Source organism: Providencia sp. PROV205 (assembly GCF_028479505.1).
GTDB classification, from domain to species: domain Bacteria; phylum Pseudomonadota; class Gammaproteobacteria; order Enterobacterales; family Enterobacteriaceae; genus Providencia; species Providencia huaxiensis.
Map to the genome: position 1 here is coordinate 75,377 of NZ_JAMPNU010000024.1, position 26,957 is coordinate 102,333.

Sequence of the window (26,957 nt, forward strand, 5' to 3'; positions counted from 1 at the left end):
ATCTCCCAAATCACTGACACTCTGCTTGCATCTGAATAATGCCAGCAACAGGTTTATTAATTTGTGCCACGGGAAGTTGATAGTTAACAAGGCAAGCTTGTGCAGCCTGAAGCCCCCACTTTATTTCCAATTGACCGCTCTCTGGTAACCCACTCATAAATAATTGTCCACCTTCTCCGACTATGGAGCTATTAACTGCTTTCCCGTTGTTTTGAACTAGCAGTGCAGATGCACCAAAAGGTATCATCGTGCCATTTTTATGTTTTAGTGTGATTAAAGCTCGGTACCCTACCTGAGTAATAAACTCAACCCTAGAAATCGCTCCTTTACTTGGCACAACACTCTTAGCACTTTCTTGTAATTCCACATTGTCACCCAATGTTTGTGTATCTAACTCAACATGGTTAAATCGATAGGCTTGAGCAAAAGGCAATATGGCATACCCCCTCCAGTCCGTCTTAACACCGGTATACCCTGTAACATTGGTATTTGCAGCGCCAGAAGCTTTCACTAAAATTGCAGTTTCATTAATTGGTTGGGAAAGCGTTACACCATCTCCGTGAATTAAAACACCACCTTCAACACCATAGTTTAACTGCCTAGAATCTTTACTATAGTTATAACCAAAGTTCATATTGCCGTAGCCACCTCGGTAACTGAGGCTTGCGCTACCACCATTACCTTGCCCTTTAGAACCATAGCTCTCCTGAACGCTATAACTGAGATTATTATCATCAAGCAATGTGCCTGATATCCCCGCTCGGTGAGTTGTTGGCCCATGGCGCTGGCTAACCATATTGTAAGTCGCCCATGTGTTAGGCAATAACGCAGAGAGTGGAAATGAACCATTAAAACTGAAAATTTGGTCTGTTTCTCTTTGGTTTGGATAGGTTGCTCGACTATAAGAAACACCGTAATTTAAAGGGCCCCAGTTATTGTTATAACCTACTTGTAATCGAGTTTGCTTGCCTTGCCCTTTCCAGAAGTCTTGTCGGTTAGCAGAAAAATAGATAGACCCTAAGTCTTTACCTAGTTGCTGCGTTAATGTGCCTTCAAGACGGTAGCGTCGGTGGTAAGAATAGCGGCTATCATCTGCAAAATCCCAATCTTGATATCTACGCTCAACGGCTTCTTGGAAGGTATAAAACCCTTCCGTTGAATAACGGTAACCTAATAAACGAAAGTCCGTGCCCGTATTAGCAAAAGATTTAGAGTACAATAAGCGATAAGATTGGCCTGTAGCGCCATTACCATATCGTGTTACATCTTCGCTATGAGCTGTTGTAATATCAAAAGAATATGCACCAAAATCGCCGATATTCTGACCAACCCCTAGCACCAGAGAACGGTAACGTTCTGCTACTTGCACACCACTATAAGCGGTCAAGCTATTTAGGATCCCCCAAACCAGAGAGCCTTGTGTGATAAATGGCCGCTGGCTACTGTGACCATTTCGATATTGCCCCGCTGAAAATGCATACTTAATTTGCCCTTGGCGGCGCAAAACAGGCACACTCGCAAATGGTTGAATAAAGCTCTGGATTGTTCCATCCGACTCTTTTATTTCTACCTCAAGGTCACCACTCGCAGCGGTTGGGTACAAATCCGTGATAGCAAATGGACCAGGAGCCACATAACTCTGGTAAACGGTATATCCATTTTGCTTAATCGTCACCGTCGCATTAGTACGTGCAATCCCACGTACCACGGGGGCATAACCTTTCAGGCTATCCGCTAGCATGTCATCATCAGTACCAATTTGTGCACCACGAATTTGCACACTGTCGAAAATATCGCCCGGTGTATAGGTATCACCCATAATTATTTGCGACTTCAACTGAGCAATATACCGCTGGAGATAGGTATTAATATTTTTCCAGCTATTATTACCATTACTGCTGTTCCACGTTGAATAATTACGTAAGCGCCATGCCCCCACGTTAACCCCAGAACGTAAGCTCAAAAAATAGCTATCACTCGACTTATCACTAATATGACTGCCTGTATTCGTCGAATTACTCCCTGTAAAGCTATAGTTTGTTAGCAATGCGGGGATCCCTTCATCCCACATTGATGGGTCAATCGTTCCCTTTGCTAAATTGGTCAAAGATGCTTGAGGAAAACTCAAATACAATCTCTGCTGATTAAAATCAAAATGGGATGATGCATAAGGAATAATTTCTTCAAAAGCTGAAAATGGCTTGCACTGAACAGGGTCTTGCGCATATTGAGCTAATTTAGGAAAAGCCTCAACACGGACACCATAAGCTTGTAATTGCTCATACGAAATACAAGGTTCTAATGATACGCCATCAGATGAATGACTAGCTTTATATTCCCTAGTGCTAAATTTTACATTCTGCTTTGCCACTGCTTGTTCATTAACATAAATATCGACCAAATACTCTCCGGGTAATTGATCCACATTGCCTTTTGACAATAAAGAAAAATCGGCAACGCTATTACTACTAATATTTTCTAAAAATTGAGAGTTAAACAATTCTTTCGCTAAAACAGGATAAGCGCTAAATATTCCCAATGTAATGCAAGAGAAAGCCAAAAGCTTCTTTCTATATCGTATTTTGTTCATTCCCTCGTTCCCTCTAATATATTGCGCAAAACTTTCTTATAAAAAAATAATAAAAGGTATCACACGACTTATCTTTCTATTAAAATTAACGCCTTATTTATTGAAGTGTCGCTTTTTGCAATTCAGAAGTGCCGCCATAATCATTGATAGTTGTAAATATTATCTGAGCACCCATATTTGCTGTTGAAGGTAACTTATAAACTGTGCTGCTCATCGGTAGGACAAGGTCAACTTTATCTATTTCACTGCCATTAACTTTCACTTCACTTAATGTGACAGAAAAAGGAGTGTTATTAACTATACGCAATTTATCACCCTCTTTTTTCCATACTAGAGCCTTATAGGAATCCATTGGGTTACCTTTCAAGCCAGCAGGTCTATAGAATAATTTCATTCTAGTTTTAATTGCTAGTTGTAAAGTATTAGCACTTTCTTCAGCTGGAGCAGGTGGAATGGCTTTTACATTGACATAATAAACCGACTCACGATCTTCAGGTAAATCCCCACCTGCACGAATAATGCGAAGCATATTTTCTTTAATAGGATCTAGTTTGAAAAGTGGCGGTGTTATAATGAATGGAGTTTTATTATTCCCTGAAGCATCCTCAACCCAAGATTGAATTAAATAAGTACTCTTATCATTATTATTTTTTAAACTAAGATTAGCTTCTTTCTTTGAGCCATCAAATACAACACGGGTGGAACCAACAACAACACCACCCGCAGCATAAATAGAGAAACTAAAACACATGAGTAAAAAAATAAGTATTAACTTATTAATAAAAAGGCTATTAAGAATCATTACATCCCCTTCGAACAAAAAAGCAGGCCACCAACATAGTGGCCTGAAGGAAATCAATATTATTTATATGTCAGGTTGAAATCTGCTGTTGCATTAGCAGAACCCGCTTTCACATCTTTCTTAGTAGAAACATAAGCTGCTGAGAAATAAAGGGTATTTGAACCAACTTGTAATGCAGTATCAGCTGTTGCTGTACCTAAAGCCAGTTTCTTACCTTTACCGTCATAGATAGCAACACCTACGTTTTCTGCTGAACCTTGGCCACCATCAAGTGCTAAAAGGGTTGCATCATCACCGTTAGACTGACCGGCAAATGAAACTGCGACATTTTTGAACTGAGCTACATCACAATTTAGTAGGCTAATTTGGAATTTTTTATCCGCTGATTTAGCCCCTGCATCTGCAAATGTAGCTGTTTTAACTTGAGACATTTGAACAGTTTGATCCCAAGAATTTTGTGCCACTTCACAAGGTGCAGTTACAATATCACCAACGAATTTAACCGTACCATCTTTAGCATTCGCAACTTGACCAACACAAAGTGCAGCAAAAATAGCAGTAGCAATAATCTTTTTCATTTCTAATTCCTTTTTACTGAATCAATATATAACCCAGTGTTAAAATATTTAATTTATTAATATATTATGGTTATCACTACCACATTAATTCCCATTAATGTTTGTGGCACCTGTTTAATCCATTAACTTATTAATCCTTATGCTATTAATCTGTTAAATAGAAATAGCCAGACACACTCCATGTAGTGAAATAGAGAAAAACATAGTTTCGTAAAGTTAGTTTCCATGATTGTCATTATCTATTAAAATAATATCACTCACCTCCTAGGTTTGGTTTAAGCTAATTATTAAGAATCGAAGGCTCTATTGTATTTTCCGTAAAACAGTAGAGACATCTGAACACAGCCACAGTGCATAGGTGTATTTTGAGAGGAATAGCCATAAAATGTAATAAGACAAAAAAGCAATTTATGTAAGTTATTTATTAAATTTATGACAGATAAATATTACAAAAATATACATTGCAGCAAATTAAAACGCTCATTAAACTAATAAAAAAAACAATTAATTTTTCATTTGGCACCTGCACCTAAGTTCATCGCGCTTTAATTTACTAGCCAGAAAGGGAAAAACATGAAAACAGTACTGATAGTCGATGACCATCCAGTAGCACGGCTTGCTGTAAGAATACTATTAGAAAAAGATGACATGACCATTGTAGGGGAAACCGCTGATGGCCATGAAGCTATCCAACTTGCCAAAACACTCTCTCCCGACTTGATCATGATAGATATAGATATCCCATCACTTAATGGGATTGATGTCATGCAACGATTGCGTAAAAATAACTACACTGGAGGGCTTCTAGTGCTATCTGCAAAAGATGATGACCATTACATTCGCCGCTGTGCAAGTGTCGGTGCTAGTGGTTTTATTAGTAAACGCAATAACTTAACGGAATTACATGTCGCCATTCATGCGATTAGAAATGGATATGGCTACTTTCCACTTAATCTCAATAAAATGGATACCTCCCCGAATAACCATCTTAATGACAAACAAAAAATCGCTGAGCTCTCTACAAAAGAATTACAAGTTTTACATTTATTAGCCAAAGGAATGAAAAGCATTAACATTGCACAACAAATGCGTATCAGCGATAAAACTGTTAGCACTTATAAAAGACGACTAATGCTTAAATTAGATCTTCACAATATTGCAGAGCTATACGACTTTATTCAACGCAATAATTTGGATTAATATATCGATGCGTAACCTAATCCTAATAGTTTGCTTGCTTATTGGTCTATTTCCTTGCTCATTTTCTGCCTTCCAACCTTATGAAGTCAGACTTTATAGCCAAATTGAAATTCTTCCATCAAAATTTGAATTGAGTGATCGTGATTGGAGATGGCTAGGAGAAAAACAAGAATTAGCTATTGGTGTCTACGCTCCTAATAATCCCCCTTTTGATTTAGTATTAGAATCAGGAATTTATAAAGGAATTTCTGCAGATAGCATTATGACCATCATGCGTAACTTAGGTTTGCGCTTCAAAGTCATCTACTACCCAGATAGAGACATGGCATTACAGGGCCTACTCAATGGTGAGATAGATATGTTAGCTGATGATGGCAAAAGACAAAGAAACGAAAGCTATGGTTTTCTCAAAAGCGCTCCATATATTCCTGATTATCCCGTACTTATTTCACGAAAAGCGGCAATGTCCAATAAGCACCCAATACCTCACGGTGCTCGTATTGCTACGGTTCAAGGCTACCCAAGCAATGAATGGATCAAAAAATATTTTCCCGACGCAAAGATTGAACGTTTTCCTTTACCACAAAATGCATTATCTTCCGTCGCATTTGGTGAAAATGATTATTTCCTAGGCAGAATGATCGTGGCTAATTTTTTACTTGAACGCCACTATGCAACAACATTATCCACTGCTGAGATTTTCTCTAATGAAAATATTGGCCCAGTCTTTCTCTTTCACCCTAAAAATGCGCAATTAAAGCGTACTGTGGATATCATTTTAAGCTCAATATCATTAGCTCAGCATGATATTATTTTTCATCATTGGAGTTCAAAACCTGATTTATGGGCACTAAAACAATCTGTTGTATTCACACAAAAGGAAATAGATTGGCTAAAACAACACAATGAGTTAAAAGTCGTCATTAATTCACTAAATGCCCCTTTCACATTTTTTGACTCACAAAAACAATTTCATGGCCTTTCTGCGGATATACTTAATCTGATCCATTTCAAAACAAATATTAATTTTAAAGTCATTGAAGCAAGCTCTGAAAAAGATGAGATTACTTTATTAAAACAAAATAAAGGGGATTTCATTGCTTCAATTACAAAAAACTCAAAAAATGATAAAGAATTATTATTTACTCGCCCTTATGTTCTCCCCCCATTTGTTTTAATTGTTAGGGACACACCATTAGCCCATAAAAAAATTGCTCAGGCAGCAAAACTTGCGATCACCCCAGATAATGCAATTCACGACTGGTTAACAAAGAACTACCCTCAAGTGGAATTAATTGAAACTAAAGATACCTATTCTGCTTTGCAAATGGTTAATGAAGGAAAAGTGGATGGTACCATCGAGAATCTTATCAGCGCTCACTATATGATTGACCGATATTTTCGTAATCGATTAAAAATCAGCGAACAATTAAGCGAAGACACAGCTTATATATCGTTTGCCGTAGGACGTGACCAGCCTGAGTTATATAGTATATTAGATAAAACAATTGCCTCTATTCCACCGAGAGATATATCAGTATTAACTAATAAATGGCTAGGCTCACCAGATGTTGAAATGGATACATGGACAGTATACCGTGCCGAGTTCTACACATTAGCTTGCATTGCCGCTATTCTTATTATTACATCTTTAATATGGAATTATTATTTACATCGTGAAATTCGATTAAGAAAATATACACAAAAACGCTTACAGGAACAGGCTATATTCTTAGAAACTCTTTATAATGGTACTCCTGTTCCTATTTATGTCATTGATAAAAACGGAACGATAATAAGTAGCAATTCAGCATGGGAGAGCTTTTTCAGTCCTGATAATGAAAACATAAAACAACTTTCATTAACATCACAACAACACCCGCTATCGGCAATTTACCAAAAATTGTATTCTCTTTTTGATGATCCTAAGAGTCTAGTTTCTCCACCTAAACGTTATCAAATAAAAAACAGAATGGGTGAAAGGGTGATAGTGCATCAAGCCGTCGCATATAGAGACAACCAAGGTAATATTTCTGGTCTTATTTGTAGTTGGCAAGATATAACTGAACATGAACAACTCCTTACCGAGCTCTCTAGTGCTCGCCAACGCGCAGAGCATGCAAGCCAAACAAAAAGCAATTTCCTTGCTATCATGAGCCATGAAATTCGTACCCATATCAGCGCAATTATTGGGTTATTAGAATTAGCCGCCACGAATAAAAATCAACAAGATGATATTACGGAATCAATTCAAATACCGTATGAGTCCGCATTATCATTGATGGGGCTTATAGGCGATATTTTAGATATGGCAAAAATTGAGTCAGGCAAACTGGAACTCGTTCCTGAGTGGGTAAAAAGTAATGAATTAGCAACGCCCGTTGTCCGTTTGTTTGAAGGACTAGCTAAACAGAAAGGTATTTCTCTACATTATCATCTTAATGCTATCCATCCTGATGAAATATATATCGACGTTTTTCGACTACGTCAGGTTATTTCCAATCTACTTAATAACGCAATTAAGTTTACTACCGAAGGAACGATTGAGATTATCATTAATTACCTCCCCAAAAACCATGATCAAAATATTTTAAGGATCATTATTTCTGATACCGGAATGGGGATTGAAGAGAACCGACAAGAGTTGATTTTTTCTCCCTATACCCAAGCTGAATCAAGCAGTAAACATAAAGGAACAGGCCTTGGCTTAGCTATTTGTAAACAACTTATATCCATGATGAATGGGACTATTACCTTATACAGCCAATTAGGGCATGGTACTCAATTTTTAATCGATATCCCCGTTAAGCATCGGAAAAATACTAGAGTTTCGCTTCCGACACTTTATAAGGCCACAAAAAATAATAAACGCTTACGAATACTTGCCGTTGATGACCACCCTGCAAATCGCCTGCTATTAGTACGCCAATTAACAAGATTTGGTCATCATGTCATTGAAGCAAAGAGCGGGAAACAAGCCCTAGAATTATGGAAAAAAAATGCAATCGACATAGTAATTACCGATTGCAATATGCCTGACATTGATGGGTTAGAATTGGCTCGGCAACTACGAGAAATATCTTCCCAAACTCTAATTATTATTGGGTTAACCGCAGATGCAAGGCAAGAAGAACGCCAACGCTGTATAGAGGCTGGCATGGATGACTGCCTATTTAAACCTTTACGTCTATCTCAGATTGAAGCTCTGCTATTACGCTGTACCCTTCAACAAATAGAAGAAGATACAGAAGAGCCCATTCCTCCAATGTTAAATAGTTTAATCAATTTAGATGCATTAATGCAGTTGACTCAAGATGACCAACAGCTATTAAATAAATTACTTCAAACAAGTCTTCAAGAAAATATAGAAGATATACAACAAGCAGAATGTTTATTCGAAAAACAAGACTGGCTTAATTTAGCGCATTATTGCCATCGTTTAGAAGGTTCTAGCCAAATTATTGGTGCTAAAAAAATCGCATTAGAATGTAAATTATTAGAAGAGTACTTCCTTACTGGTAATATATCTGATGAAGCAATATTAAAATTTAACCAAACAATGCGAACAATTAAAATCTTAAATCAAGCTATTGAAACATATCTTTCTATGCCACTTAAGTGCTAGATTTTCATGAGATAATTAGCAAACAAATAGAAAACGGGTGCGCCTTGGTGGTAATGCAAAGAAGTATGGGGTTAGAGTGTATTAAAACACTCTATCACTTGAGGTAATTTATAGCGGATCTGGGTGAATTGTTTTCCATACACAAGTTTTGTTCTATCGTCGTGTCTTCATAAGACACGATACTTTAAATTTTATCGAACTGCGAGGATGTCACACTCTACATAATGAACTTTGTCGCCAACCAAGCTCAGCGACAATAAGTTATTATTTTTCCGATTGAATAATGAAATGCTTAACTCATGATAATCACAAAAAATAAGTCAACAAAGGCTGTAAAACTAATCCTGTCAGGTAAAGACCTAAACCAAATACACTATGAGATAATAAACTCATTAACCGAGCTTTATTAGGATTTGGCACCTTACTGGCTGCAATACCTGCTCCCATCGCTGGTTGCATAATAAAATAAGGGGCAGCAACTGTAATTATTCCAAAAAGTAGCGCAGGCCATAATACAGGAGATGTAAACCAAATTTCGCCTACCAATAATATAAATATAAAGGCAAAAATAATGCCCGTTACATAGTGAACCCCCCAACCTAATGCATTCTCCGCAGGAATTATTGCCTTTTGGCCGATTGATGGGCGGTGTATAAACTGCCCATTTATCATATATCCCACCCAACGTCCTACCAGTGAAAAATTTAACGTCGATTGGCCACACAGTTTAAGGATAAGCGCCCATAAATCCATCACGATGGTTGCTCCCACCCCAAGAAAAACCACTAAAATTACTATTGAGAAAGTCATTATTAATTTCCTGTTCTATGAAAACTACCCACTACTTACCATCGAATAAGTCTGTAATATTAGCTAAAGCTGAATACAACGAAGGTAAAATAATGCTTTCACCTCCCCATGGAATAAAAACCGAAATAGAGGTTGACTTAAAGTCCACTTGAAGATGTAACATTCATGCTTTGATTTATCCAATAGCATAAATAGCTTTTCGAAAAAAAATGAATCGTAGTACAACTACGGCATAACCATTATCTATTTTATAAATTGAATACAAATTGTTAGTAAATAAATTCTAAGGCAGAATAAAGTGAGTACTTTCACAGATAACAGAAGTGCAATATTTAATAACACGTCACAAAACCTTTTAGTATGGGAACAGCAATTTAAAGCTGATGGCCCTGGTTTTACATATATGGCCAAATTTGACCATGGCGTATCCTATTCAGGTAACCTTGGGTTTGCTGAGCTGGAACAAAAAGAAGCATTAACACCCCAAACTATTTTTAATTTAGCCTCAGTATCAAAACAATTCACGGCCTTTGCTATCTTGCTATTAGAACAAAACAACAAGCTTGCTTTGCACGATCCTATTACTAAATATATTCCTGAATTACCTAAATACGCTAATGAGATTACGATTCAAGACTTGATTTATCATATTAGTGGCATGGTTGATTACATTGAATTGGCCTTGAATAAGGGGATTGATTATTCTGACTCCTTAGGACCAGAAGAAAGTTTGGCAGATTTAATTGCCTTCCCTCACCCACTTACCCCTGTCGGAACACAATTTGATTATTGTAATACGGGCTATTTTTTATTATCCATGATTATTGAGCGCGTTAGTGGCCAAAGTTATAACGAATTCGCCCAACAATATATTTTTAAACCATTACAGATGAGTAATACTTTTATTGTTGAATCGTATCCTGTTCACACAGCGATTGCTCGAGGTTATCGTGAAAATACTGAATCTGGCTATCAATTAAGCGAAAGTCTATGGACTCAAACAGGTGATGGCGCTGTTCATTCCAATGTCTTGGACTTAATGAAATGGGGTGAGAACTATACGAGTGGGAAAGTCGGTGGTAAAAAACTAGTCGAGAAAATGCTTCAAGCATTACCTTCCCATAATAGAACAGGTGAAGTCATTGAACATCACCAGCAATATGCCTATGGCGTTATTATTTCACAACACTTTGGCTTAATGCATTTCGAACATTCTGGGGGATGGGCTGGTTATGCCACCTATTTTCTACGTATACCTGATTTAGGCTTAACCGTTGCAGTTTTAGGAAATATTGAAGATTTAGATACGCAAAAAATTGCTTATGAGATCACCGATATCATTTTGACCCAATATAAGGAATTCTATGATGCCCCTGATAAATAATGATATTGCTGCATATTGGCTGAAAGAAAAAACTTCAGGCGAATGTTATTTAAATCAAAGTGATTTAGCCGTGTATGTAAACGCTCATATTGATGAAGACTATTTAGCGGTCGCTATTCAAGAACAAAATAAATATTGGCTTTCATTACATCCACAGCTCTGTGCTAAATTATCTATCACTCCCGATTTGACTAGAGAAGTTGCAGAAATATTGCGTGATACCCTCGCGGAACAATGGCATGGAGCAGACCAATTTTTTTATTTCAGCCAAGAAGCGTTATCAAAACTACAACAACAACAAATACTGAGTGATATTCGCGTATTAACAAATATAGATGCCGCCGTATTTCAATCTTTCTGTGAAGCATCTAGTGAAGATGATTTAGAAGGAGCGTCCGTAGAACTTGATCACTGGTTGGTGTACGGATTGTTTTCCAATGACCAATTAATTGCCGTTGCGAGTATGTATCCTTGGGATGATGAAAAGTTGGCTATCGCTGATTTAGGGGTTTTAACCTTATCTGAGCATCGTGGTAAAGGCCATGCACGCGAACTTGTCTCTGCCATTTGTAAAATCGCCTTAGAAAAAGGGTATCAACCACAATATCGATGCCAGCTAGACAATACTGCGTCCCTAGCACTAGCAAACTCGCTGGGGTTAATTCCATATATTAAATGGGATGTTATCGTTCACCCTAATGCTGAAATATAGAATCAATAGTAGAGAAAATAACTTTATGATTATTATAAGTAGTATTAATCAGGACAACTTATTTGATGTATGTGAATTGACCTCTAATTCAGATGGGATCGCCACAGTATTAGAAGACTATATCTGCTGTAATGCGACATCAATTGCAGAAGCAAGTTACTTCCCAAATTTTTACCCAAAAGCCTTATATTTCCAAAATAATTTAATCGGCTTTTTTATGTATAAGACAACAAGCTCTAATTTAAAAAAAGTTATGCTTTGTAGATATATGCTTGACTATAAATTTATTGGTAAAGGATTAGGTCGAAAGTCATTCAAAGCAATCCTCGATTTTTTCTCTGCGGAAGCTATCCAGCTTATTACATTAGGGATTAATGAAAAAAACACGGTAGCGAAAAACCTATACCAGTCATTTGGTTTTGAATTTACAGGTAATATTATTGATGGAGAGCATATTTATCATTTAAATCTATGATGTAATATGTATTAATTGCCTTAGTAAGGTAATTAATTTATCGATATTTTGCTTGTTTTTAAGGGAAAAAGTCTCTATCACGAATTAGATTAACGCTCATTGGTCATCGTTTCAGTGGCCAATAGTAATAGGCAGTAACACATTGTTTTTATTACTAACGGTCACTGTGACCTCTTTAAACCTTAGTGTAACCTCACCGTTATTGGCTTAACCCTTGCTGTAATCTTGCCGATTATAATTGATATTTAACACTAAAAAATTATTGTAATTTCTATCGTCCTATTTCATATTCAAATAGAACTTAACTAAAATTAATGGGGCATTATGGACAAGGCATTAATTGTTATTGACGCACAAAATGACTATCTTTCTGATGGCCGGTTTCCCTTATGGAATATTGATACTACTTTGGAGCATATATCCAATAAAATTTCAGAGTATGAAAGAACTGATGATATTGTGATTTTTATTCAACACTTATCACCACAAGGAGCCGCTTTTTTTGATGAAACAACAGATGGTTGTGAACTTATCTCTAAGCTCACTAACTTATCTCCAGGCCATTTGATTGTGACTAAAAAGCATGGTAATTCCTTTGATGAAACAAATCTCAATGACTTGCTTATAACCCATAATATTAACCATATCGAATTATGCGGGATGATGACTCAAAATTGCGCCCTATTTACTGCTATTTCTGAACAAGCAAAAAAATATAAATTATCAGTATTAGGTAACTGCTGTACAAGCGTCTCACCTGTAATCCATACTGTAGCACTGAGGGGCTTATCTAGAATAACGAATGTTATCTAAATTACTATAAATACACACCAAGGCTACGAACTCGTAGCTTTTTCTATTATCTTTGAGGTAACTTATTGATATTCACTCAGAGGAGCAAATTGTCCTGCAGGTATCGCAATGCTTATTTATATTGTGGTTACTTTTATCTCATGAGCATTATTAGAGTATTGCCAGCCAGTAACGAGCCACTAATTTCAGAGTCTCTTAATGATAAATTAACTATTGAACAATATAATCAGCGGTCAATATCATTATATTTCCACCATGTCCGTTGCAATCAATCCTAACTACATTTTTTGGTCTCTGTGTTATTAATGTGTGCGCGTTTTCGAAATGAGTTATTGATGTCAATTTATGATCGATTGCGCCAGATGTATAAATAGCCTCTACTGATAGCTTACATAAATCATAGTTCATTTTTTCAGCATAAAGAAAATCCCAATCACCATAATTAGACCTTTTTCCATCTGCTACTAATGGATCAATACCATTACTAGAATGTGCATAAAAACCAGAGCAAGCAATCATTAGCAAGCTAGCAACTATGTATCCTTTCATCTCACCATTCCATCAATTAGTTTCAGTCATGTTAGCTTAGCGGGAGTGCAAATTGAAGTTAATTAGCTGGTGGCACATAGCCTGGAAACATAATCAAAGTGCAATATATTATTAGAAATATAATTACGACTAACACCGTCATCCCAACCCAAGGATCCCATGGTTTCATTGAAAATCTCCATTTTTCATTGATAAAACATTATCCTGGAATGTTGGCACTTGGCGCTATAGTCATAGTGCATTTTGCTATAGCGAATATAATAGAGAAATATATTAAGTACCCAAGCCAATTACGCATATCACCCCCTCCAGTTGTATAGAAAACAAATACTAGGATAGATGCAGATTTCAGGCAATAACCAGCAATACCCCCAACAGTATGGAAAATAAGTGTTGATGATAATAACGCTTGGTATGCAGGATTAAAAAGAGCAGGAATAGAAAACTTCCGCTTTCATGATCTGCGGTATACATGGGCGAATTGGTTGATTCAGTCTGGCGTCCCGCTTTCAGTTCTACAAAAGATGGGCGGCTGGAAATCGGTTGATATGGATATGGTGAGAAGATATGCCCACTTAGCACCTAATCATTTAACTGAACATGCGAAGCAAATAGACAATATTTTCGATACTTGCGTCCCAAATACGTCCCAGTTAGGAAAAGTGGAGAATTTTAAATGATGGTAAGTGATTGAAAATTAATGGTACGCCCTACAGGATTCGAACCTGTGACCTACGGCTTAGAAGGCCGTTGCTCTATCCAACTGAGCTAAGGGCGCATTGATAATGCAGGCAGCCTATCTGGCTGATGGCGTTGAATTATACGGTTGCTGAGCGCTGAGTCAATGGCTTTTCGCTACTAAAATAACTATATGCTCATTTTATGTAATAGTTTGAACTGACAATGGCGTTAACTTCTGACAAAATAGAGTCATTACCGTGTCTCATATATGGATTAAGTTACAGATGTTAGCAAAAATTATTGATGGGAAAACGATTGCGCAGACAATTCGGCAAGAAGTTGCCCAAAAAGTACAATTACGTTTAGAACAAGGAAAACGTGCTCCCGGCCTTGCCGTGATTTTAGTCGGTGCTAACCCTGCTTCACAAATCTATGTCGGCAGTAAACGCCGTGCTTGTGAAGAAGTCGGTTTTATTTCGCGTTCTTATGATTTACCGGACACAACGACAGAAGCTGAATTACTCAAGCTCATTGATGATTTAAACCAAGACCCTGAAATTGATGGAATTTTAGTTCAACTTCCATTACCTGCGGGTATTGATAACGTCAAAGTCATTGAGCGTATTCACCCAGACAAAGACGTGGATGGGTTTCATCCATACAATGTCGGCCGGCTGTGCCAACGTGCACCACGCCTTCGCCCATGCACCCCAAAAGGAATTGTTACTCTGCTTGAACGTTGTGGTATCAACACTTATGGTTTAAATGCTGTAATTATTGGTGCATCGAACATTGTTGGTCGTCCAATGAGCCTAGAGCTTCTGCTAGCAGGCTGCACCACAACAGTAACCCACCGCTTTACTAAAGATTTAGAGCACCACGTTCGCCATGCTGATTTAGTGGTCGTCGCTGTGGGGAAACCTAATTTTATTCCTGGAGAATGGATTAAACCAGGTGCAATTGTGGTCGATGTCGGTATCAACCGTTTAGAGAGCGGAAAAGTCACCGGAGATGTCGATTTTGACGAAGCCGCGAAAAACGCAGCTTGGATAACCCCCGTTCCTGGTGGTGTTGGCCCAATGACCGTTGCGACTTTAATTCAAAACACCCTTCAGGCATGTGAAGAGTACCACGATATTTAATGTAATTTTGGAGTTATCATGGATATATTCAATTTAAATGGCCACCCACACGTTGAATTGTGTGATTTGCTGAAAATTGAAGGCTGGGCGGAAAGCGGTGCAATGGCAAAAGCCATGATTGCAGATGGCTTAGTTGAAGTTGATGGCGTGGTCGAAACACGTAAACGCTGTAAAATTGTCGCGGGTAAAATCGTTTCAATGGGCAGCGAAAAAATTAAAGTTGTAGAATAATACCGTTAGATAGGCTGAAATATTTCAGCCTATTTCCTTTCTAAAACCAATAGTGCCCTCCCTCCCCCTTTTCTTCAAAGTAACAATATTTATTGTAAGAACGATAAAATGCTTTTTTAGGTTTTAGACAAATTTTTTCTGTGATCACTTTTTCTGTAATAAGCATCTAAACAATTACGCATATTGAAAATTTAATTCATTGTTTTATATAAACAAATAATTTCAGCAACCACTTCAGCTTTGTCATTAAACACACAAATCACACCCTTATAAAATTTAACTTAGATCTCATTTTTTGTATTTCACATGTTAATCGCATAGACAAGATTAAACGATTCAGCTAACCTTGTTAACGATAACATGATTAACAAATAATCAGATCCGCTTGCAAGTCTTCTGGCTGATCCGGCTACGAATAATAATCAGGAGAAATTATGTTTAACTTACCAATAAGCGATATCCACCTTGCAGCTGCTGCATCTGATAAAAAAAATGCAATAGAACAAGTTGCCAAAGCATTAGAAAATGCAGGCTATGCAAAAAGCGGTTATGCGCAAGGAATGCTTAACCGGGAAACCCAAGCGCCTACCTTTTTAGGGAATGGTATCGCTATCCCACACGGAACAGTAGAGACGCGAGATCAGGTATTAAAAACGGGTTTTGCTGTCTTTCAATTCCCTGATGGTATTGATTGGGGTGATAACCAAACTGCTTATATTGTTATTGGCATTGCCGCTCAATCAAATGAGCATCTCGAATTGCTACGCCAATTAACCCACATAATCAGTGATGAACACACCGCTGATGCTATAGCCAAAGCTGACACCGCCGAAACCTTAAAGCAACTTCTAATGGGTGAGCGCCAAACTCAACCGGTGAAATTTGATGAATCAATGGTCACGGTTAGTGCTCAAGTTGATAATATAAATACATTGAAAATACAGAATATTATTAACCTACAAAACGCTGAAGCTATCAGCACCGACTTTATTTCTCGAGTTCTCACTCAAACCCCGTCATATTTAGGTCAAGGTATTTGGTTAAGTGATAGTCCAATCGGAAACATTGAGAATGCGATTGCGATATCGACGGTAAAAAAACCATTTAGCTTTCAAGGTAACCCCGTCAGCATTCTAATTACCCTCTCTTACGCTAATTATCAAATAGAGACTTTGTTACTAAAAATAAACAATTTATTGAAAAATAAAGAAGCAAATCTCATTCTCGAAAATGATAACGTTAACAAACTAATTGATTTATTGCGTCATGATGACTCACACACAGAAAGTGATTCATTGAATACAAACATATCTGGAATAACTCAGGACTTCACCATTCTTAACCCACATGGGTTACATACGCGGCCTAGCACTCAGTTAGTCACTGCTATTAAGCAATTCGAAAGCACGATTACAGTCAGTAATCTTGATGGTACTTCGACTCCCGTAAATGGTCGAAGCTTAATGAAAATTGTCAGCTTAGGGGCTAAATGTGGGCATCGTTTACGCATTCACGCAGAAGGTGTAGATGCACAAGAAGCCATCAATACCATTGGTGAGGCAATCAATTCAGGACTTGGAGAAAAAGTCGCATGAGCAGAAGAGTCGCAACGATCACGTTAAACCCTGCCTACGATTTGGTTGGGCTATTACCTGATATTCATCGCGGGGATGTGAACTTAGTCAAAACAGCAGGCCTTCATGCCGCTGGAAAAGGCATAAATGTGGCTAAAGTACTTAAAAATTTAGGGATTGATGTCACTGTTGGTGGTTTCTTGGGTAAAGAGAATCAAGATGGCTTCCAAAAAGCCTTCAGCGAAACAGGAATTGCTAACCGCTTTCAAGTTGTTGAAGGCCGCACCCGCATCAATGTCAAACTAACAGAGCAAACTGGTGAAGTTACCGATTTTAACTTTTCAGGATTCAGTATTACTAAAGCGGATTGGCAGCGTTTCGTCACCGACTCATTAAGCTGGGCGGGTCAGTTCGATATGATTTGCGTCAGTGGCAGTTTACCTCAGGGCATTGATTTAAATGATTTTACTCAATGGATGTTACGCCTTAGAGAACAATGTATGTGTGTCATTTTTGATAGCAGCCGCGAGGCCTTTGTCGCTGGGCTCAAAGCTTCTCCTTGGTTAGTAAAACCTAATCACCGTGAACTTGAAATTTGGGCCGGAAAACCGCTCCCTACCCAGCAAGATATCGTAAATGCCGCAAATCAACTTCGACAACAAGGTATTGCCCATGTGGTGGTTTCTTTAGGCGAAAAAGGCGCTATGTGGGTCAATTCATCGGGCGCTTGGTTTGCTAAACCACCTGAATGTGAGGTTATCAGCACCGTTGGCGCAGGGGATTCAATGGTGGGTGGATTAATTTACGGGCTAATGATGAGGCAAACAAGTGAGCACACACTTCGCTTAGCTACCGCGGTTTCTGCACTTGCTGTCACTCAACCCAATGTCGGTATCACAGACCGAGCGCAACTTGCACATATGATGACGAAGGTTGATTTACAACCGTTTACGGCTCAATGAGGATGAAAAGCATGAAAATATTAATCGCTCCAAGCCACCAGCAAGGCCCTGCTATTTGCTGGCTAGCCATCGATGCCTTAAAAAATGTATCTGCCTTACAAAATATCACCTTCACAGAACAACTTACTGATGCAGATATTGTGATTTGTTTCGATACTCAGTTGCCGGAAAATTTTAATTGCTCAGATAAAAAAGTCTATTTCGGTCACCCCGATGTCGCTGTTAGGCAACCTGCTGAATTTCTGTCATCTGCAATTAACGAAGCGACATTGTGTGAGCAAAAAATTACCGAGCCGCAGCATGCGAAAGCTTACTCTGTATTAGCCGTTACCGCTTGCCCAACAGGGGTTGCGCACACTTATATGTCCGCGGAAGCACTCGAGGCTGAAGCAAAAAAACGAGGCTGGAATATCAAAGTCGAAACCCGGGGCTCTGTCGGGGTTGGAAATGAAATTACGCCAGAAGAGATAGCACAAGCTGATTTAGTCATTGTCGCTGCCGATATCGAAGTCAATGTGGATAAGTTTTCGGGGAAGCCAATGTACCGCACCTCCACCAGTGCCGCATTGAAGAAAACAGCACAAGAAATGGATAGAGCAGTAGAAGAAGCAAATATATTCACACCACAAAGCGGAAAAACATCAGCCCAAACGAGTAGATCGACAGAAAAACGCGGAGTGTATAAGCACTTACTTACCGGGGTATCATACATGCTCCCTATGGTTGTCGCTGGGGGATTATGTACTGCGCTTTCATTTGCTTTTGGTTTAGACGCATCCAATGTCGAAGGCTCTCTGGCTTGGGCACTTAGCCTAATTGGCGGACAAACAGCCCTTGCATTAATGGTGCCTGTACTATCGGGTTATATCGCCTATTCCATTGCTGACAGAACGGGGTTAACCCCAGGTTTGGTCGGCGGGGTACTTGCAACCACTTTAGGTGCAGGGTTCTTAGGTGGGATCATTTCCGGTTTCCTTGCCGGTTATAGTGCTCACTTTATTAGTACCCGATTAAAATTGCCGCAAACTATGGAAGCGTTAAAGCCAATTCTAATCGTACCGCTCATTTCCACTTTATTCACGGGTTTAGCGATGATCTATGTCATTGGCCACCCTGTAGCGTGGTTAATGGATTGGCTAACTAACTGGTTAAATACCATGGGAACCACTAATGCGGTGATCTTAGGCGCAATTCTAGGGGCGATGATGTGTACGGATATGGGAGGCCCAGTCAATAAAGCCGCATATGCCTTTGGTGTCGGTCTATTAAGTTCACAAACCTATGCGCCAATGGCAGCAATTATGGCGGCAGGAATGGTGCCACCTCTGGCAATGGGCGTTGCAACACTATTAGCACGACATAAGTTTGTACCTGCTGAACGCGAAGCGGGTAAAGCCTCTTTTGTTCTCGGTTTATGTTTTATTTCAGAAGGTGCAATCCCATTTGCGGCCAAAGACCCGATTCGTGTTCTTCCTACTTGCATTATTGGTGGCGCAATAACAGGGGCGCTATCCATGTATTTTGGTATTCAGCTAATGGCACCTCACGGTGGTTTATTTGTGCTGTTAATACCCGGAGCTATTAATCATGTATTGATGTATTTATTCGCGATAGTGGCTGGTACGGTGGTTTCAGGTGTGCTTTATGCCATTGTCAAAAAAGCGACACCTAAAGAAGCCCAACAAGAAATGGCGAGTATCGCTTAATCACACAACTTTAAGTTCCATTCCTAGTCCCTGTTGGTAGTCTTATTCCCCCCCTTAATTGGGGGGCTTTTTATCCAATGAGAAAAAGATAATATTATTACTCGAAGGCCTTTCTCTTGGTTCAATATAACTATGCTGATATGAATCTAAACTTAAATTTTCTCGGTTTCTGATTACTTCACTGAGGTATTGAACAAATTTTTGATTTGTCCCCACTTCAGAATCGCTAACTCCTGAGCAATTTGTAATATGGATCATTGGAGCGATGAATTTTTGCTCAGTATTATTAACAGTCATACTGTAACTATCTACAATTAAATTATCCATTGTCTTTACTGGTGCTGTTCTTAAAAGTTTTATCTTCAATTCCGCAAAATTTTGTACTTTCCCTACATTAAAAAAAGATGAATACCCGTGAGTTTCAAAAACAGTTGTCGGTGACAAGACAACAACAGCGATTGGCTTTTCCTTCAGTATCTTTGTTAGACATTCTATTAGTGGAGGCTTGTTAGGAGCATTAAGAGACAATGAAGCATCTTTTATCTTTATATTTTTAATTGTTTTTTTGTCTATATTCGGAGTAACTTTTGGGGAGGAGTTATCGACTTTGCCAATATAACTAATAAAAGTTCGTTCTAATGGTACAACCCTCTGAGAAGGGTTGAAAAAGTTTCGGAGTTTTTGAGTAAACCTCGTAACTGGCTGATTAATTTTATTTTTTATTCCTTTTATGCATCTAGTGATATTTTTGGATGCATTACTTGAAACTTTATGAGTTTTTTTATATTCCTTGATGGCAAGTTTATACCTATCACTATATGGTTTAAATTCCATAATCCTCCCTATAATATCGCTGTTAATTTAAACAATATTTCATTAACAACGATTATTTTATAAGTGAATAACTATGTCTTTCAAATTTAGCCATCTAAATAAAAACAGTTAGATATCTATATCTAACCGCTTAAATATTTATAAGTTTTTTAACTCAATTAGTATTCGAAATATGACTCTTATTAATACGCTAAATAGTTCGTGTTGTGGCTAGGCGCCGAACGCGGATAACTTGGGGAGCATACAAAAGTATGTGACCCAAGTAGCCAAGTGATGGCAACACCGCCACAGCGCGAAATATGACGCGTATTATTTGCGACGCCAAGTGGTTCCCTGTGCCCCATCCTCAAGCACAATCCCCATGGCAGTAAGTTCATCACGAGCCGCATCCGCTTGTGCCCAATCTTTATTCTTACGTGCATCTAGGCGTTGTTGAATTAATGCCTCAATTTTTGCCACTTCCGCATCATCTTCAGTTTGTGCACCGCCTTTTAAAAAGACTTCAGGGTCTTGTTCTAATAAACCCAGCACGCTTGCTAACTCACGCAATTGTGCAGCCATACCATTTGCTGCTGACATATCTTCTGATTTCAGGCGGTTAACTTCACGAACCATGTCAAATAATACCGAATAGGCTTCAGGTGTATTAAAGTCATCATTCATCGCTTCAATGAAACGTGCTTTAAACTCGTCACCACCTGCAGGCACAGCCGACTTATCCGTACCACGCAACGCAGTGTACATGCGCTCAAGCGCAGTACGTGCCTGTTTCAAGTTCTCTTCTGTGTAATTCAGTTGGCTACGGTAATGGCCTGATAACAGAAAATAACGCACCGTTTCTGCATCGTAATACTCAAGCACATCACGGATAGTAAAGAAGTTATTGAGAGATTTAGACATTTTCTCTCTGTCTACCATGACCATACCGGAGTGCATCCAGTAGTTCACATATGGGCCATCATGGGCACAGGTAGATTGCGCAATTTCATTTTCATGGTGAGGAAACATTAAATCAGAGCCGCCACCGTGAATATCAAAATGGTTGCCTAACGTTTTGCTGTTCATGGCCGAACATTCAATGTGCCAACCTGGACGGCCTAAGCCCCATGGGGATCCCCAGCTTGGTTCGCCTTCTTTAGACATTTTCCACAAGACGAAGTCCATTGGATTACGTTTTACATCAGCAACTTCGACGCGAGCACCTGCTTGCAGCTGTTCTAAATCTTGACGCGATAACAGTCCATAATTTGGATCAGTTTTGACTTCAAACATCACATCGCCATTCGCAGCAACATAGGCATGACCACGCTCTATCAAGCTTTGGGTTAATTCAATAATTTCACCAATATGACGTGTTGCGCGTGGTTCGCTATCAGGACGTAAAATATTTAGCGCATCGAAATCTTTATGCATTTCAGCCAACATACGCGTTGTTAGCTCTTCGACACTTTCATTATTTTCTGCCGCACGTTTAATGATTTTATCGTCAATATCGGTGACGTTGCGTACATAATTTAAGTCATAACCCAAATAACGTAAATAGCGGCTAATTGCATCAAACGCCACAAATGTACGGCCATGGCCGATATGACACAAGTCGTAGATAGTGATGCCACACACATACATCCCAATCTTCCCTGCTTGGATGGGCTTAAACTCTTCTTTTTGACGACTTAGTGTATTAAAAATTTGTAGCATCTGAACTTTTCCATTTATTTGAAAAATGATTATCGATTTCTACCGATAAAATATCATGTTATTGAACCCCGATCACCTTAAGAATGCAAGGGTTTACCCCGCTTCCTTTTCAGTTTATTGATTAGGTTTAATACACATCTATTATGCTATAAACGGCCGACTAAGCTTCCTTCCGCTTCAAGTCAGGTTTTATCTGTGATATAAACGTGCTGATCTCAACGCTTTCGCAAGTTAGCGCACAAAAAACAATTATTCAGGATAGCTATTATGGTTACATTTCATACCAATCACGGTGACATTGTTATCAAAACGTTTGACGATAAAGCCCCCGTTACTGTCGAAAATTTTTTAACTTACTGCCGTGAAGGTTTTTACAATAATACCATTTTCCATCGTGTTATTAATGGCTTCATGATCCAAGGCGGTGGTTTTGAGCCAGGCATGGAACAAAAAAACACTAAAGCACCTATCAAAAATGAAGCTAACAACGGTCTAAAAAATACCCGTGGTACTTTAGCGATGGCTCGTACTAACGACCCGCATTCTGCAACAGCACAATTTTTCATCAACGTTGCTGACAACGACTTCTTAAACTTCCGTTCAGAACGCCCTGATGGCTGGGGTTACTGCGTGTTTGCTGAAGTGGTTGAAGGTATGGACGTTGTTGACAAAATCAAAGGTGTCTCAACAGGTCGTAGCGGCTTCCACCAAGACGTTCCACGCGAAGACGTCATCATTGAAAAAGTGACGGTCAGCGAGTAAACCTGAACGCATGTCCACTTACATCATTGCAGATTTGCATTTGAGTGAAGATGAACCGGCGATCACCGCCGGTTTTATTAATTTTATTCAACAGCAAGCCATCCATGCCGAAAGCCTATATATTCTCGGTGATTTTTTTAATTATTGGGTGGGCGATGATGATGCCAATCCGCTGCATCAGCTAGTTGCCAATGAATTGAAACAGCTCACAGAACGCGGCATTCCCTGCTATTTCATTCATGGAAATCGAGATTTTTTAATTGGTAAACGCTATGCGAAACAGTGTGGCATGACCATACTCCCACAAGAAACATTGCTCGAACTTTATGGTAAGCGCATTTTAATTCTGCATGGTGATACTTTATGCACAGATGATGCCGCCTATCAAAATTACCGTAAAAAAGTTCACACGCCTTGGATCCAACGAGTATTTTTACTACTCCCGCTCTTCGTACGTCGCCGTATCGCACAAAAAATGCGGCAAAATAGCCAATATGCAAGCAGCATGAAAGCCGAGTCGATTATGGACGTCAATTCACAAGCCGTTATTGATGCATTACAAAGGCACCAAGCGCAATGGATGATCCATGGTCATACTCACCGGCCTGCCATTCATGAGATAAATATTGGTGGTAAATTGCATTATCGAGGTGTATTAGGTGCGTGGCACCACGAAGGTTCAGCCTTTGTGATTAACGAGCAAGGCATTGAACTAACTTTCTTTCCCTTTGAGTAATTTTGCCTGACTAACCATTTTCAATATCTCCCACAACTGTTTGCTTATTTATTAATCACGCAAACGTTTTCCTTGCTGCTTTACCATGATATGATCAAGACAATTCAATTTCCCACCTCAGGGTGATGTTTTTTTTCAATACAGGAAAGCACCAAATGACTGCCCAAGTTCCTGCTCAATCTGCGGCAAAAATCGCCATTGTTATGGGTTCGAAAAGTGATTGGACGACCATGCAGCACGCAGCTGATGTATTAACAGAACTCCAAATCCCTTTTCATGTCGAAATCGTCTCTGCGCACCGAACACCAGATAAACTATTTTCTTTTGCTGAAACCGCCAAAGAGAACGGCTTTGATGTGATTATCGCGGGCGCGGGTGGTGCCGCACATCTACCAGGAATGATTGCCGCTAAAACATTAGTCCCTGTTTTTGGTGTTCCGGTACAAAGCGCTGCATTGAGTGGTGTTGATAGCTTATATTCTATCGTGCAAATGCCTAAAGGCATTCCTGTTGGTACGCTAGCCATCGGTAAAGCAGGCTCAGCAAACGCAGCGCTGTTAGCCGCGCAAGTATTAGCGATAAGTGATATTGCTATTTTCAATCGCCTCACTGCATGGCGAGAAGCGCAAACCAATGATGTGTTAAACAACCCAGACCCGAGGAACGCCTAATGAAACCCGTTTGCGTGCTTGGTAATGGCCAATTAGGCCGTATGCTACGCCAAGCTGGCGAGCCATTAGGCATTGCCGTTTTTCCTGTTGGTCTTGATGCAGAGCCCGAAGCGGTTCCTTATCAACAAAGCGTCATCACCGCGGAAATTGAACGCTGGCCGGAAACCCCGCTAACCAAAGAATTAGCTCGCCATAATGCCTTTATTAACCGTGATATTTTTCCACGTTTAGCGGATAGGTTTCCACAAAAAAGCTTATTTGATAGTTTGCAACTTTCCACTGCACCTTGGGCTCTATTAGAAACCCCCGAACAATGGCCTGAATTATTTGCCAAACTCGGTGATTTTCTCATTGTAAAACGCAGAACTGGTGGCTATGACGGGCGAGGCCAATGGCGTGTTCGCCCTGGCGATGAAATTAATCTTCCAGCAGATATTTACGGTGAATGTATCGTTGAGCAAGGTATTCCCTTTGACGCCGAAGTCTCTGTCATTGGTGCCCGAAACGCAGCGGGAAAATCCGTTTTTTACCCGATAACCCATAATTTGCACCAAGAAGGCATTTTACGTACAAGCGTAGCTTTCCCTAAGTCGACTAACCCGCAGCAGGAACAAGCTCAAGCCATGCTTAGCGCTGTCATGGATGAGTTAGGCTATATCGGTGTAATGGCAATGGAATGTTTTGTCGTGGGTGATAACCTACTGATTAACGAGATTGCGCCTCGAGTACACAATAGCGGCCACTGGACACAAAATGGCGCATCCATTAGCCAATTTGAGCTGCATTTACGTGCCATATTAGACCTACCGATGCCGTCACCTGAAGTGTATAGCCCTGCTGTTATGGTCAATTTAATCGGTACTGATGTAAATATAGACTGGCTGAGCTTACCCCTCGTTCACCTTCACTGGTATGAGAAAGAGGTACGCCCTGCTCGTAAAGTTGGCCATTTAAACCTTTCTCATAGTGACCACAACCAGTTATCTGCAACACTTAACGCATTGGCTTCACTTTTGCCAAATGAGTACAAAAGTGGCATTGAGTGGGCAAATGCAAAATTAGACTGGTACTCTCATCAATAAATAGGGAAAATAGCCCTATTCGATGCCCGAAACTATTTTCGGGCATTATGCTATTTTCGCCGTCATCCAGAAAACAAATATCCTGATTTAAGGTGTGCGGCATTACTGGAGTCAATATGTCCTCGCAGACTTTTAGTCCGTTTTATCAGTGGTGCATTCTTGTTCTGTTAGGACTTGTTTATTTTTTAGCCACCGCGACAACCTTTACCTCTCTTGGCGTGGTCTTGCCTGAAATGATAAGTGAGCTCAAATGGAGCTGGAGCGAAGCTGGGTTTGGCTTTACGCTACTGGGCTTAACTTGTGGACTTGCGAGTTTCCTCCCTTCTTTGTTGATCCGTAAAGTCGGTGTACGGGCTACTTTATTGCTAGGTACCAGTGTCTTTGTTGCGGGCTTTTATAGTCTTTATTCCACCCAAGCCATTAGCACCTATTTTTTAGGTACCGCATTAATTGGTGTTGGTTTCACCTTACTCGCCACCGTCCCGGGGACTTACGTACTTTCGCGGCTATTTGAAAAACAATCCCTTGCCTTTGGGTTATATTTCACCATCGGGGGCTTGGGGGGTGTTGCTGGCCCTTGGATTTACTTTTACGCATCAAACCAATTAGGCTCATGGCGCATGCATTGGGTTCTATGTGCTGTTTATCTTAGCATCGTCACGTTAATCACGATTTTCATGCTACGTGAAGGTAAAAAAGAGCAAGAGCACGCAAAAAAGGTGATGCAGAAACAAGTTAGTGACGCAAGCAAGCCTATTTATCGCACTGCTGAAGTATGGACAGTCGGCAGAGCGCTACGTACATGGCAGTTCTACTTGATTGCTGCGACTTATACCTCGTTTTTATGGTGTGGCATTACCGTTAACAGTTTTGCTGTTGCCCATATTGAAGAGCGTGGATTTGGCATGACCGTGGCGGTTTCATTATTAAGCACAATGGCATTTGTGAATGCATTCTCAAGATTTATTGGTGGAGCCGCTGGTGAATGGTTAGAACCGAAGAAACTATTAATCGGTAGCCTAATTATCATGGTGTTAGGTGTTATTTTCCTCAGTATTGCCACGTCATGGCTATGGTTAATTTTGTTTGTGTTATGCGTTGGTATTGGTTATGGCATGACCTTTTTGGCATCTAGTGTTTTACTGTCAAATTATTTTGGTCGAGGCCCATACCTAGAGCTATTCTCTGTGGTAAATTTAATCTCAACCGTTGCCTGTTTAGCGCCTTTCATTGCCGGTGGTATCAAAGACTTAACAGGCAGTTTCACCCCTGCATTTTTGGTTATTGCCGCGCCTGTTATCGTCATTTTATTGCTTACTTTGATGATGAAGCCCCCTGCC

23 protein-coding genes, 1 tRNA gene and 1 pseudogene are annotated in these 26,957 nt (G+C 39.5%); 17 read left to right on the forward strand and 8 right to left on the reverse strand.

Annotated features, from left to right (window positions below):
• Positions 1-10: 10 nt before the first annotated feature.
• From PR800_RS15070 to PR800_RS15080, 3 genes are all read right to left on the reverse strand, one after another.
• On the reverse strand, positions 11-2,590 hold the full coding sequence (locus tag PR800_RS15070) for a fimbria/pilus outer membrane usher protein (protein WP_272531108.1): 2,580 nt from the start codon (positions 2,588-2,590) through the stop codon (positions 11-13).
• A 97-nt stretch (positions 2,591-2,687) separates the two neighbouring features.
• On the reverse strand, positions 2,688-3,392 hold the full coding sequence (locus PR800_RS15075; protein WP_210848550.1) for a fimbrial biogenesis chaperone: 705 nt from the start codon (positions 3,390-3,392) through the stop codon (positions 2,688-2,690).
• A 59-nt stretch (positions 3,393-3,451) separates the two neighbouring features.
• A complete protein-coding gene (locus PR800_RS15080; RefSeq protein WP_210844506.1) occupies positions 3,452-3,970 on the reverse strand; it encodes a fimbrial protein in 519 nt (172 codons plus the stop codon).
• Between the two features lie 573 nt (positions 3,971-4,543).
• Here PR800_RS15080 and PR800_RS15085 point away from each other — a divergent pair.
• Complete coding sequence (locus PR800_RS15085; RefSeq protein ID WP_102139331.1) at positions 4,544-5,170, forward strand: response regulator; 627 nt, start codon at positions 4,544-4,546, stop codon at positions 5,168-5,170.
• 7 nt (positions 5,171-5,177) lie between these two features.
• Positions 5,178-8,795, forward strand: coding sequence for a response regulator (locus PR800_RS15090; protein WP_210844505.1), 3,618 nt, complete (start codon positions 5,178-5,180; stop codon positions 8,793-8,795).
• Positions 8,796-9,101: 306 nt separating this feature from the next.
• Here PR800_RS15090 and PR800_RS15095 read toward each other — a convergent pair whose 3' ends face one another.
• Positions 9,102-9,605 (reverse strand): DUF2938 domain-containing protein, encoded by a 504-nt coding sequence (locus PR800_RS15095; protein ID WP_210844504.1) that lies wholly within the window; start codon positions 9,603-9,605, stop codon positions 9,102-9,104.
• Positions 9,606-9,903: 298 nt separating this feature from the next.
• On the opposite strand from PR800_RS15095, the gene PR800_RS15100 reads away from it, so the two are divergent.
• The 4 genes from PR800_RS15100 (at position 9,904) to PR800_RS15115 (ending at position 12,989) form a co-directional block, all read left to right on the forward strand.
• Positions 9,904-10,989, forward strand: coding sequence for a serine hydrolase domain-containing protein (locus PR800_RS15100; RefSeq protein ID WP_210844503.1), 1,086 nt, complete (start codon positions 9,904-9,906; stop codon positions 10,987-10,989).
• The gene (locus PR800_RS15105) at positions 10,970-11,701 is read left to right on the forward strand and encodes a GNAT family N-acetyltransferase (RefSeq protein WP_102139336.1); all 732 of its coding nucleotides are present in this window, start codon (positions 10,970-10,972) and stop codon (positions 11,699-11,701) included. Before PR800_RS15100 ends, PR800_RS15105 begins: the two co-directional genes overlap by 20 nt.
• Before the next feature lie 25 nt (positions 11,702-11,726).
• On the forward strand, positions 11,727-12,176 hold the full coding sequence (locus PR800_RS15110) for a GNAT family N-acetyltransferase (RefSeq protein WP_168222860.1): 450 nt from the start codon (positions 11,727-11,729) through the stop codon (positions 12,174-12,176).
• 324 nt (positions 12,177-12,500) lie between these two features.
• Positions 12,501-12,989, forward strand: coding sequence for an isochorismatase family protein (locus PR800_RS15115; protein ID WP_210844502.1), 489 nt, complete (start codon positions 12,501-12,503; stop codon positions 12,987-12,989).
• Between the two features lie 210 nt (positions 12,990-13,199).
• Here the strand turns inward: PR800_RS15115 and PR800_RS15120 are convergent, their stop codons facing one another.
• Positions 13,200-13,538, reverse strand: coding sequence for a hypothetical protein (locus PR800_RS15120; protein WP_102139339.1), 339 nt, complete (start codon positions 13,536-13,538; stop codon positions 13,200-13,202).
• 371 nt (positions 13,539-13,909) lie between these two features.
• Here PR800_RS15120 and PR800_RS15125 point away from each other — a divergent pair.
• A pseudogene (locus PR800_RS15125) lies at positions 13,910-14,218 on the forward strand (tyrosine-type recombinase/integrase); the annotation flags it as partial.
• 21 nt (positions 14,219-14,239) lie between these two features.
• On the opposite strand, the gene PR800_RS15130 reads toward PR800_RS15125, so the two are convergent.
• Positions 14,240-14,316 (reverse strand) — tRNA-Arg (locus PR800_RS15130).
• A gap of 187 nt (positions 14,317-14,503) precedes the next feature.
• On the opposite strand from PR800_RS15130, the gene folD reads away from it, so the two are divergent.
• The 5 genes from folD to fruA all read left to right on the forward strand — a co-directional run bounded on the left by folD (position 14,504) and on the right by fruA (position 19,834).
• A complete protein-coding gene (folD, locus tag PR800_RS15135; RefSeq protein ID WP_102139361.1) occupies positions 14,504-15,361 on the forward strand; it encodes a bifunctional methylenetetrahydrofolate dehydrogenase/methenyltetrahydrofolate cyclohydrolase FolD in 858 nt (285 codons plus the stop codon).
• A gap of 18 nt (positions 15,362-15,379) precedes the next feature.
• Positions 15,380-15,592 carry a ribosome-associated protein YbcJ gene (gene ybcJ / locus PR800_RS15140; RefSeq protein WP_004260239.1) on the forward strand — a complete coding sequence of 71 codons (213 nt, stop codon included), beginning with the start codon at positions 15,380-15,382 and terminating at the stop codon, positions 15,590-15,592.
• Between the two features lie 434 nt (positions 15,593-16,026).
• Positions 16,027-17,187, forward strand: coding sequence for a fused PTS fructose transporter subunit IIA/HPr protein (fruB, locus tag PR800_RS15145; RefSeq protein ID WP_210844479.1), 1,161 nt, complete (start codon positions 16,027-16,029; stop codon positions 17,185-17,187).
• Complete coding sequence (gene fruK / locus PR800_RS15150; protein ID WP_210844478.1) at positions 17,184-18,128, forward strand: 1-phosphofructokinase; 945 nt, start codon at positions 17,184-17,186, stop codon at positions 18,126-18,128. Before fruB ends, fruK begins: the two co-directional genes overlap by 4 nt.
• 11 nt (positions 18,129-18,139) lie before the next feature.
• The gene (gene fruA / locus PR800_RS15155) at positions 18,140-19,834 is read left to right on the forward strand and encodes a PTS fructose transporter subunit IIBC (RefSeq protein WP_102139364.1); all 1,695 of its coding nucleotides are present in this window, start codon (positions 18,140-18,142) and stop codon (positions 19,832-19,834) included.
• Between the two features lie 54 nt (positions 19,835-19,888).
• On the opposite strand, the gene PR800_RS15160 is transcribed toward fruA, so the two are convergent.
• Complete coding sequence (locus PR800_RS15160) at positions 19,889-20,668, reverse strand: hypothetical protein (protein WP_210844477.1); 780 nt, start codon at positions 20,666-20,668, stop codon at positions 19,889-19,891.
• A 309-nt stretch (positions 20,669-20,977) separates the two neighbouring features.
• Complete coding sequence (cysS, locus tag PR800_RS15165) at positions 20,978-22,366, reverse strand: cysteine--tRNA ligase (RefSeq protein WP_210844476.1); 1,389 nt, start codon at positions 22,364-22,366, stop codon at positions 20,978-20,980.
• Positions 22,367-22,633: 267 nt separating this feature from the next.
• Here cysS and ppiB point away from each other — a divergent pair, with 267 nt between their 5' ends.
• From ppiB to PR800_RS15190, 5 genes are all read left to right on the forward strand, one after another.
• Entirely contained in the window at positions 22,634-23,128 is a 495-nt protein-coding gene (gene ppiB / locus PR800_RS15170; RefSeq protein WP_166265616.1) for a peptidylprolyl isomerase B, read from the forward strand.
• A gap of 10 nt (positions 23,129-23,138) precedes the next feature.
• Positions 23,139-23,864 (forward strand): UDP-2,3-diacylglucosamine diphosphatase, encoded by a 726-nt coding sequence (gene lpxH / locus PR800_RS15175; RefSeq protein WP_166265619.1) that lies wholly within the window; start codon positions 23,139-23,141, stop codon positions 23,862-23,864.
• A gap of 155 nt (positions 23,865-24,019) precedes the next feature.
• Positions 24,020-24,535, forward strand: a complete 516-nt coding sequence (gene purE, locus PR800_RS15180; protein ID WP_195697598.1) for a 5-(carboxyamino)imidazole ribonucleotide mutase — start codon at positions 24,020-24,022, stop codon at positions 24,533-24,535.
• Positions 24,535-25,617, forward strand: coding sequence for a 5-(carboxyamino)imidazole ribonucleotide synthase (purK, locus tag PR800_RS15185; RefSeq protein WP_210844475.1), 1,083 nt, complete (start codon positions 24,535-24,537; stop codon positions 25,615-25,617). Before purE ends, purK begins: the two co-directional genes overlap by 1 nt.
• A 116-nt stretch (positions 25,618-25,733) precedes the next feature.
• A partial coding sequence (locus tag PR800_RS15190) for an MFS transporter (RefSeq protein ID WP_272531109.1) occupies positions 25,734-26,957 on the forward strand: 1,224 nt, incomplete at its 3' end.

Excerpts from the sequence above, each read along its gene's own strand:
- PR800_RS15070 (WP_272531108.1), bottom strand. The coding sequence starts at position 2,590 with ATGAACAAAATACGATATAGAAAGAAGCTTTTGGCTTTCTCTTGCATT.
- PR800_RS15075 (WP_210848550.1), bottom strand. The coding sequence starts at position 3,392 with ATGATTCTTAATAGCCTTTTTATTAATAAGTTAATACTTATTTTTTTA.
- PR800_RS15080 (WP_210844506.1), bottom strand. The coding sequence starts at position 3,970 with ATGAAAAAGATTATTGCTACTGCTATTTTTGCTGCACTTTGTGTTGGT.
- PR800_RS15085 (WP_102139331.1), top strand. The coding sequence starts at position 4,544 with ATGAAAACAGTACTGATAGTCGATGACCATCCAGTAGCACGGCTTGCT.
- PR800_RS15090 (WP_210844505.1), top strand. The coding sequence starts at position 5,178 with ATGCGTAACCTAATCCTAATAGTTTGCTTGCTTATTGGTCTATTTCCT.
- PR800_RS15095 (WP_210844504.1), bottom strand. The coding sequence starts at position 9,605 with ATGACTTTCTCAATAGTAATTTTAGTGGTTTTTCTTGGGGTGGGAGCA.
- PR800_RS15105 (WP_102139336.1), top strand. The coding sequence starts at position 10,970 with ATGATGCCCCTGATAAATAATGATATTGCTGCATATTGGCTGAAAGAA.
- PR800_RS15110 (WP_168222860.1), top strand. The coding sequence starts at position 11,727 with ATGATTATTATAAGTAGTATTAATCAGGACAACTTATTTGATGTATGT.
- PR800_RS15115 (WP_210844502.1), top strand. The coding sequence starts at position 12,501 with ATGGACAAGGCATTAATTGTTATTGACGCACAAAATGACTATCTTTCT.
- PR800_RS15120 (WP_102139339.1), bottom strand. The coding sequence starts at position 13,538 with ATGAAAGGATACATAGTTGCTAGCTTGCTAATGATTGCTTGCTCTGGT.
- folD (WP_102139361.1), top strand. The coding sequence starts at position 14,504 with ATGTTAGCAAAAATTATTGATGGGAAAACGATTGCGCAGACAATTCGG.
- ybcJ (WP_004260239.1), top strand. The coding sequence starts at position 15,380 with ATGGATATATTCAATTTAAATGGCCACCCACACGTTGAATTGTGTGAT.
- fruB (WP_210844479.1), top strand. The coding sequence starts at position 16,027 with ATGTTTAACTTACCAATAAGCGATATCCACCTTGCAGCTGCTGCATCT.
- fruK (WP_210844478.1), top strand. The coding sequence starts at position 17,184 with ATGAGCAGAAGAGTCGCAACGATCACGTTAAACCCTGCCTACGATTTG.
- fruA (WP_102139364.1), top strand. The coding sequence starts at position 18,140 with ATGAAAATATTAATCGCTCCAAGCCACCAGCAAGGCCCTGCTATTTGC.
- PR800_RS15160 (WP_210844477.1), bottom strand. The coding sequence starts at position 20,668 with ATGGAATTTAAACCATATAGTGATAGGTATAAACTTGCCATCAAGGAA.
- cysS (WP_210844476.1), bottom strand. The coding sequence starts at position 22,366 with ATGCTACAAATTTTTAATACACTAAGTCGTCAAAAAGAAGAGTTTAAG.
- ppiB (WP_166265616.1), top strand. The coding sequence starts at position 22,634 with ATGGTTACATTTCATACCAATCACGGTGACATTGTTATCAAAACGTTT.
- lpxH (WP_166265619.1), top strand. The coding sequence starts at position 23,139 with ATGTCCACTTACATCATTGCAGATTTGCATTTGAGTGAAGATGAACCG.
- purE (WP_195697598.1), top strand. The coding sequence starts at position 24,020 with ATGACTGCCCAAGTTCCTGCTCAATCTGCGGCAAAAATCGCCATTGTT.
- purK (WP_210844475.1), top strand. The coding sequence starts at position 24,535 with ATGAAACCCGTTTGCGTGCTTGGTAATGGCCAATTAGGCCGTATGCTA.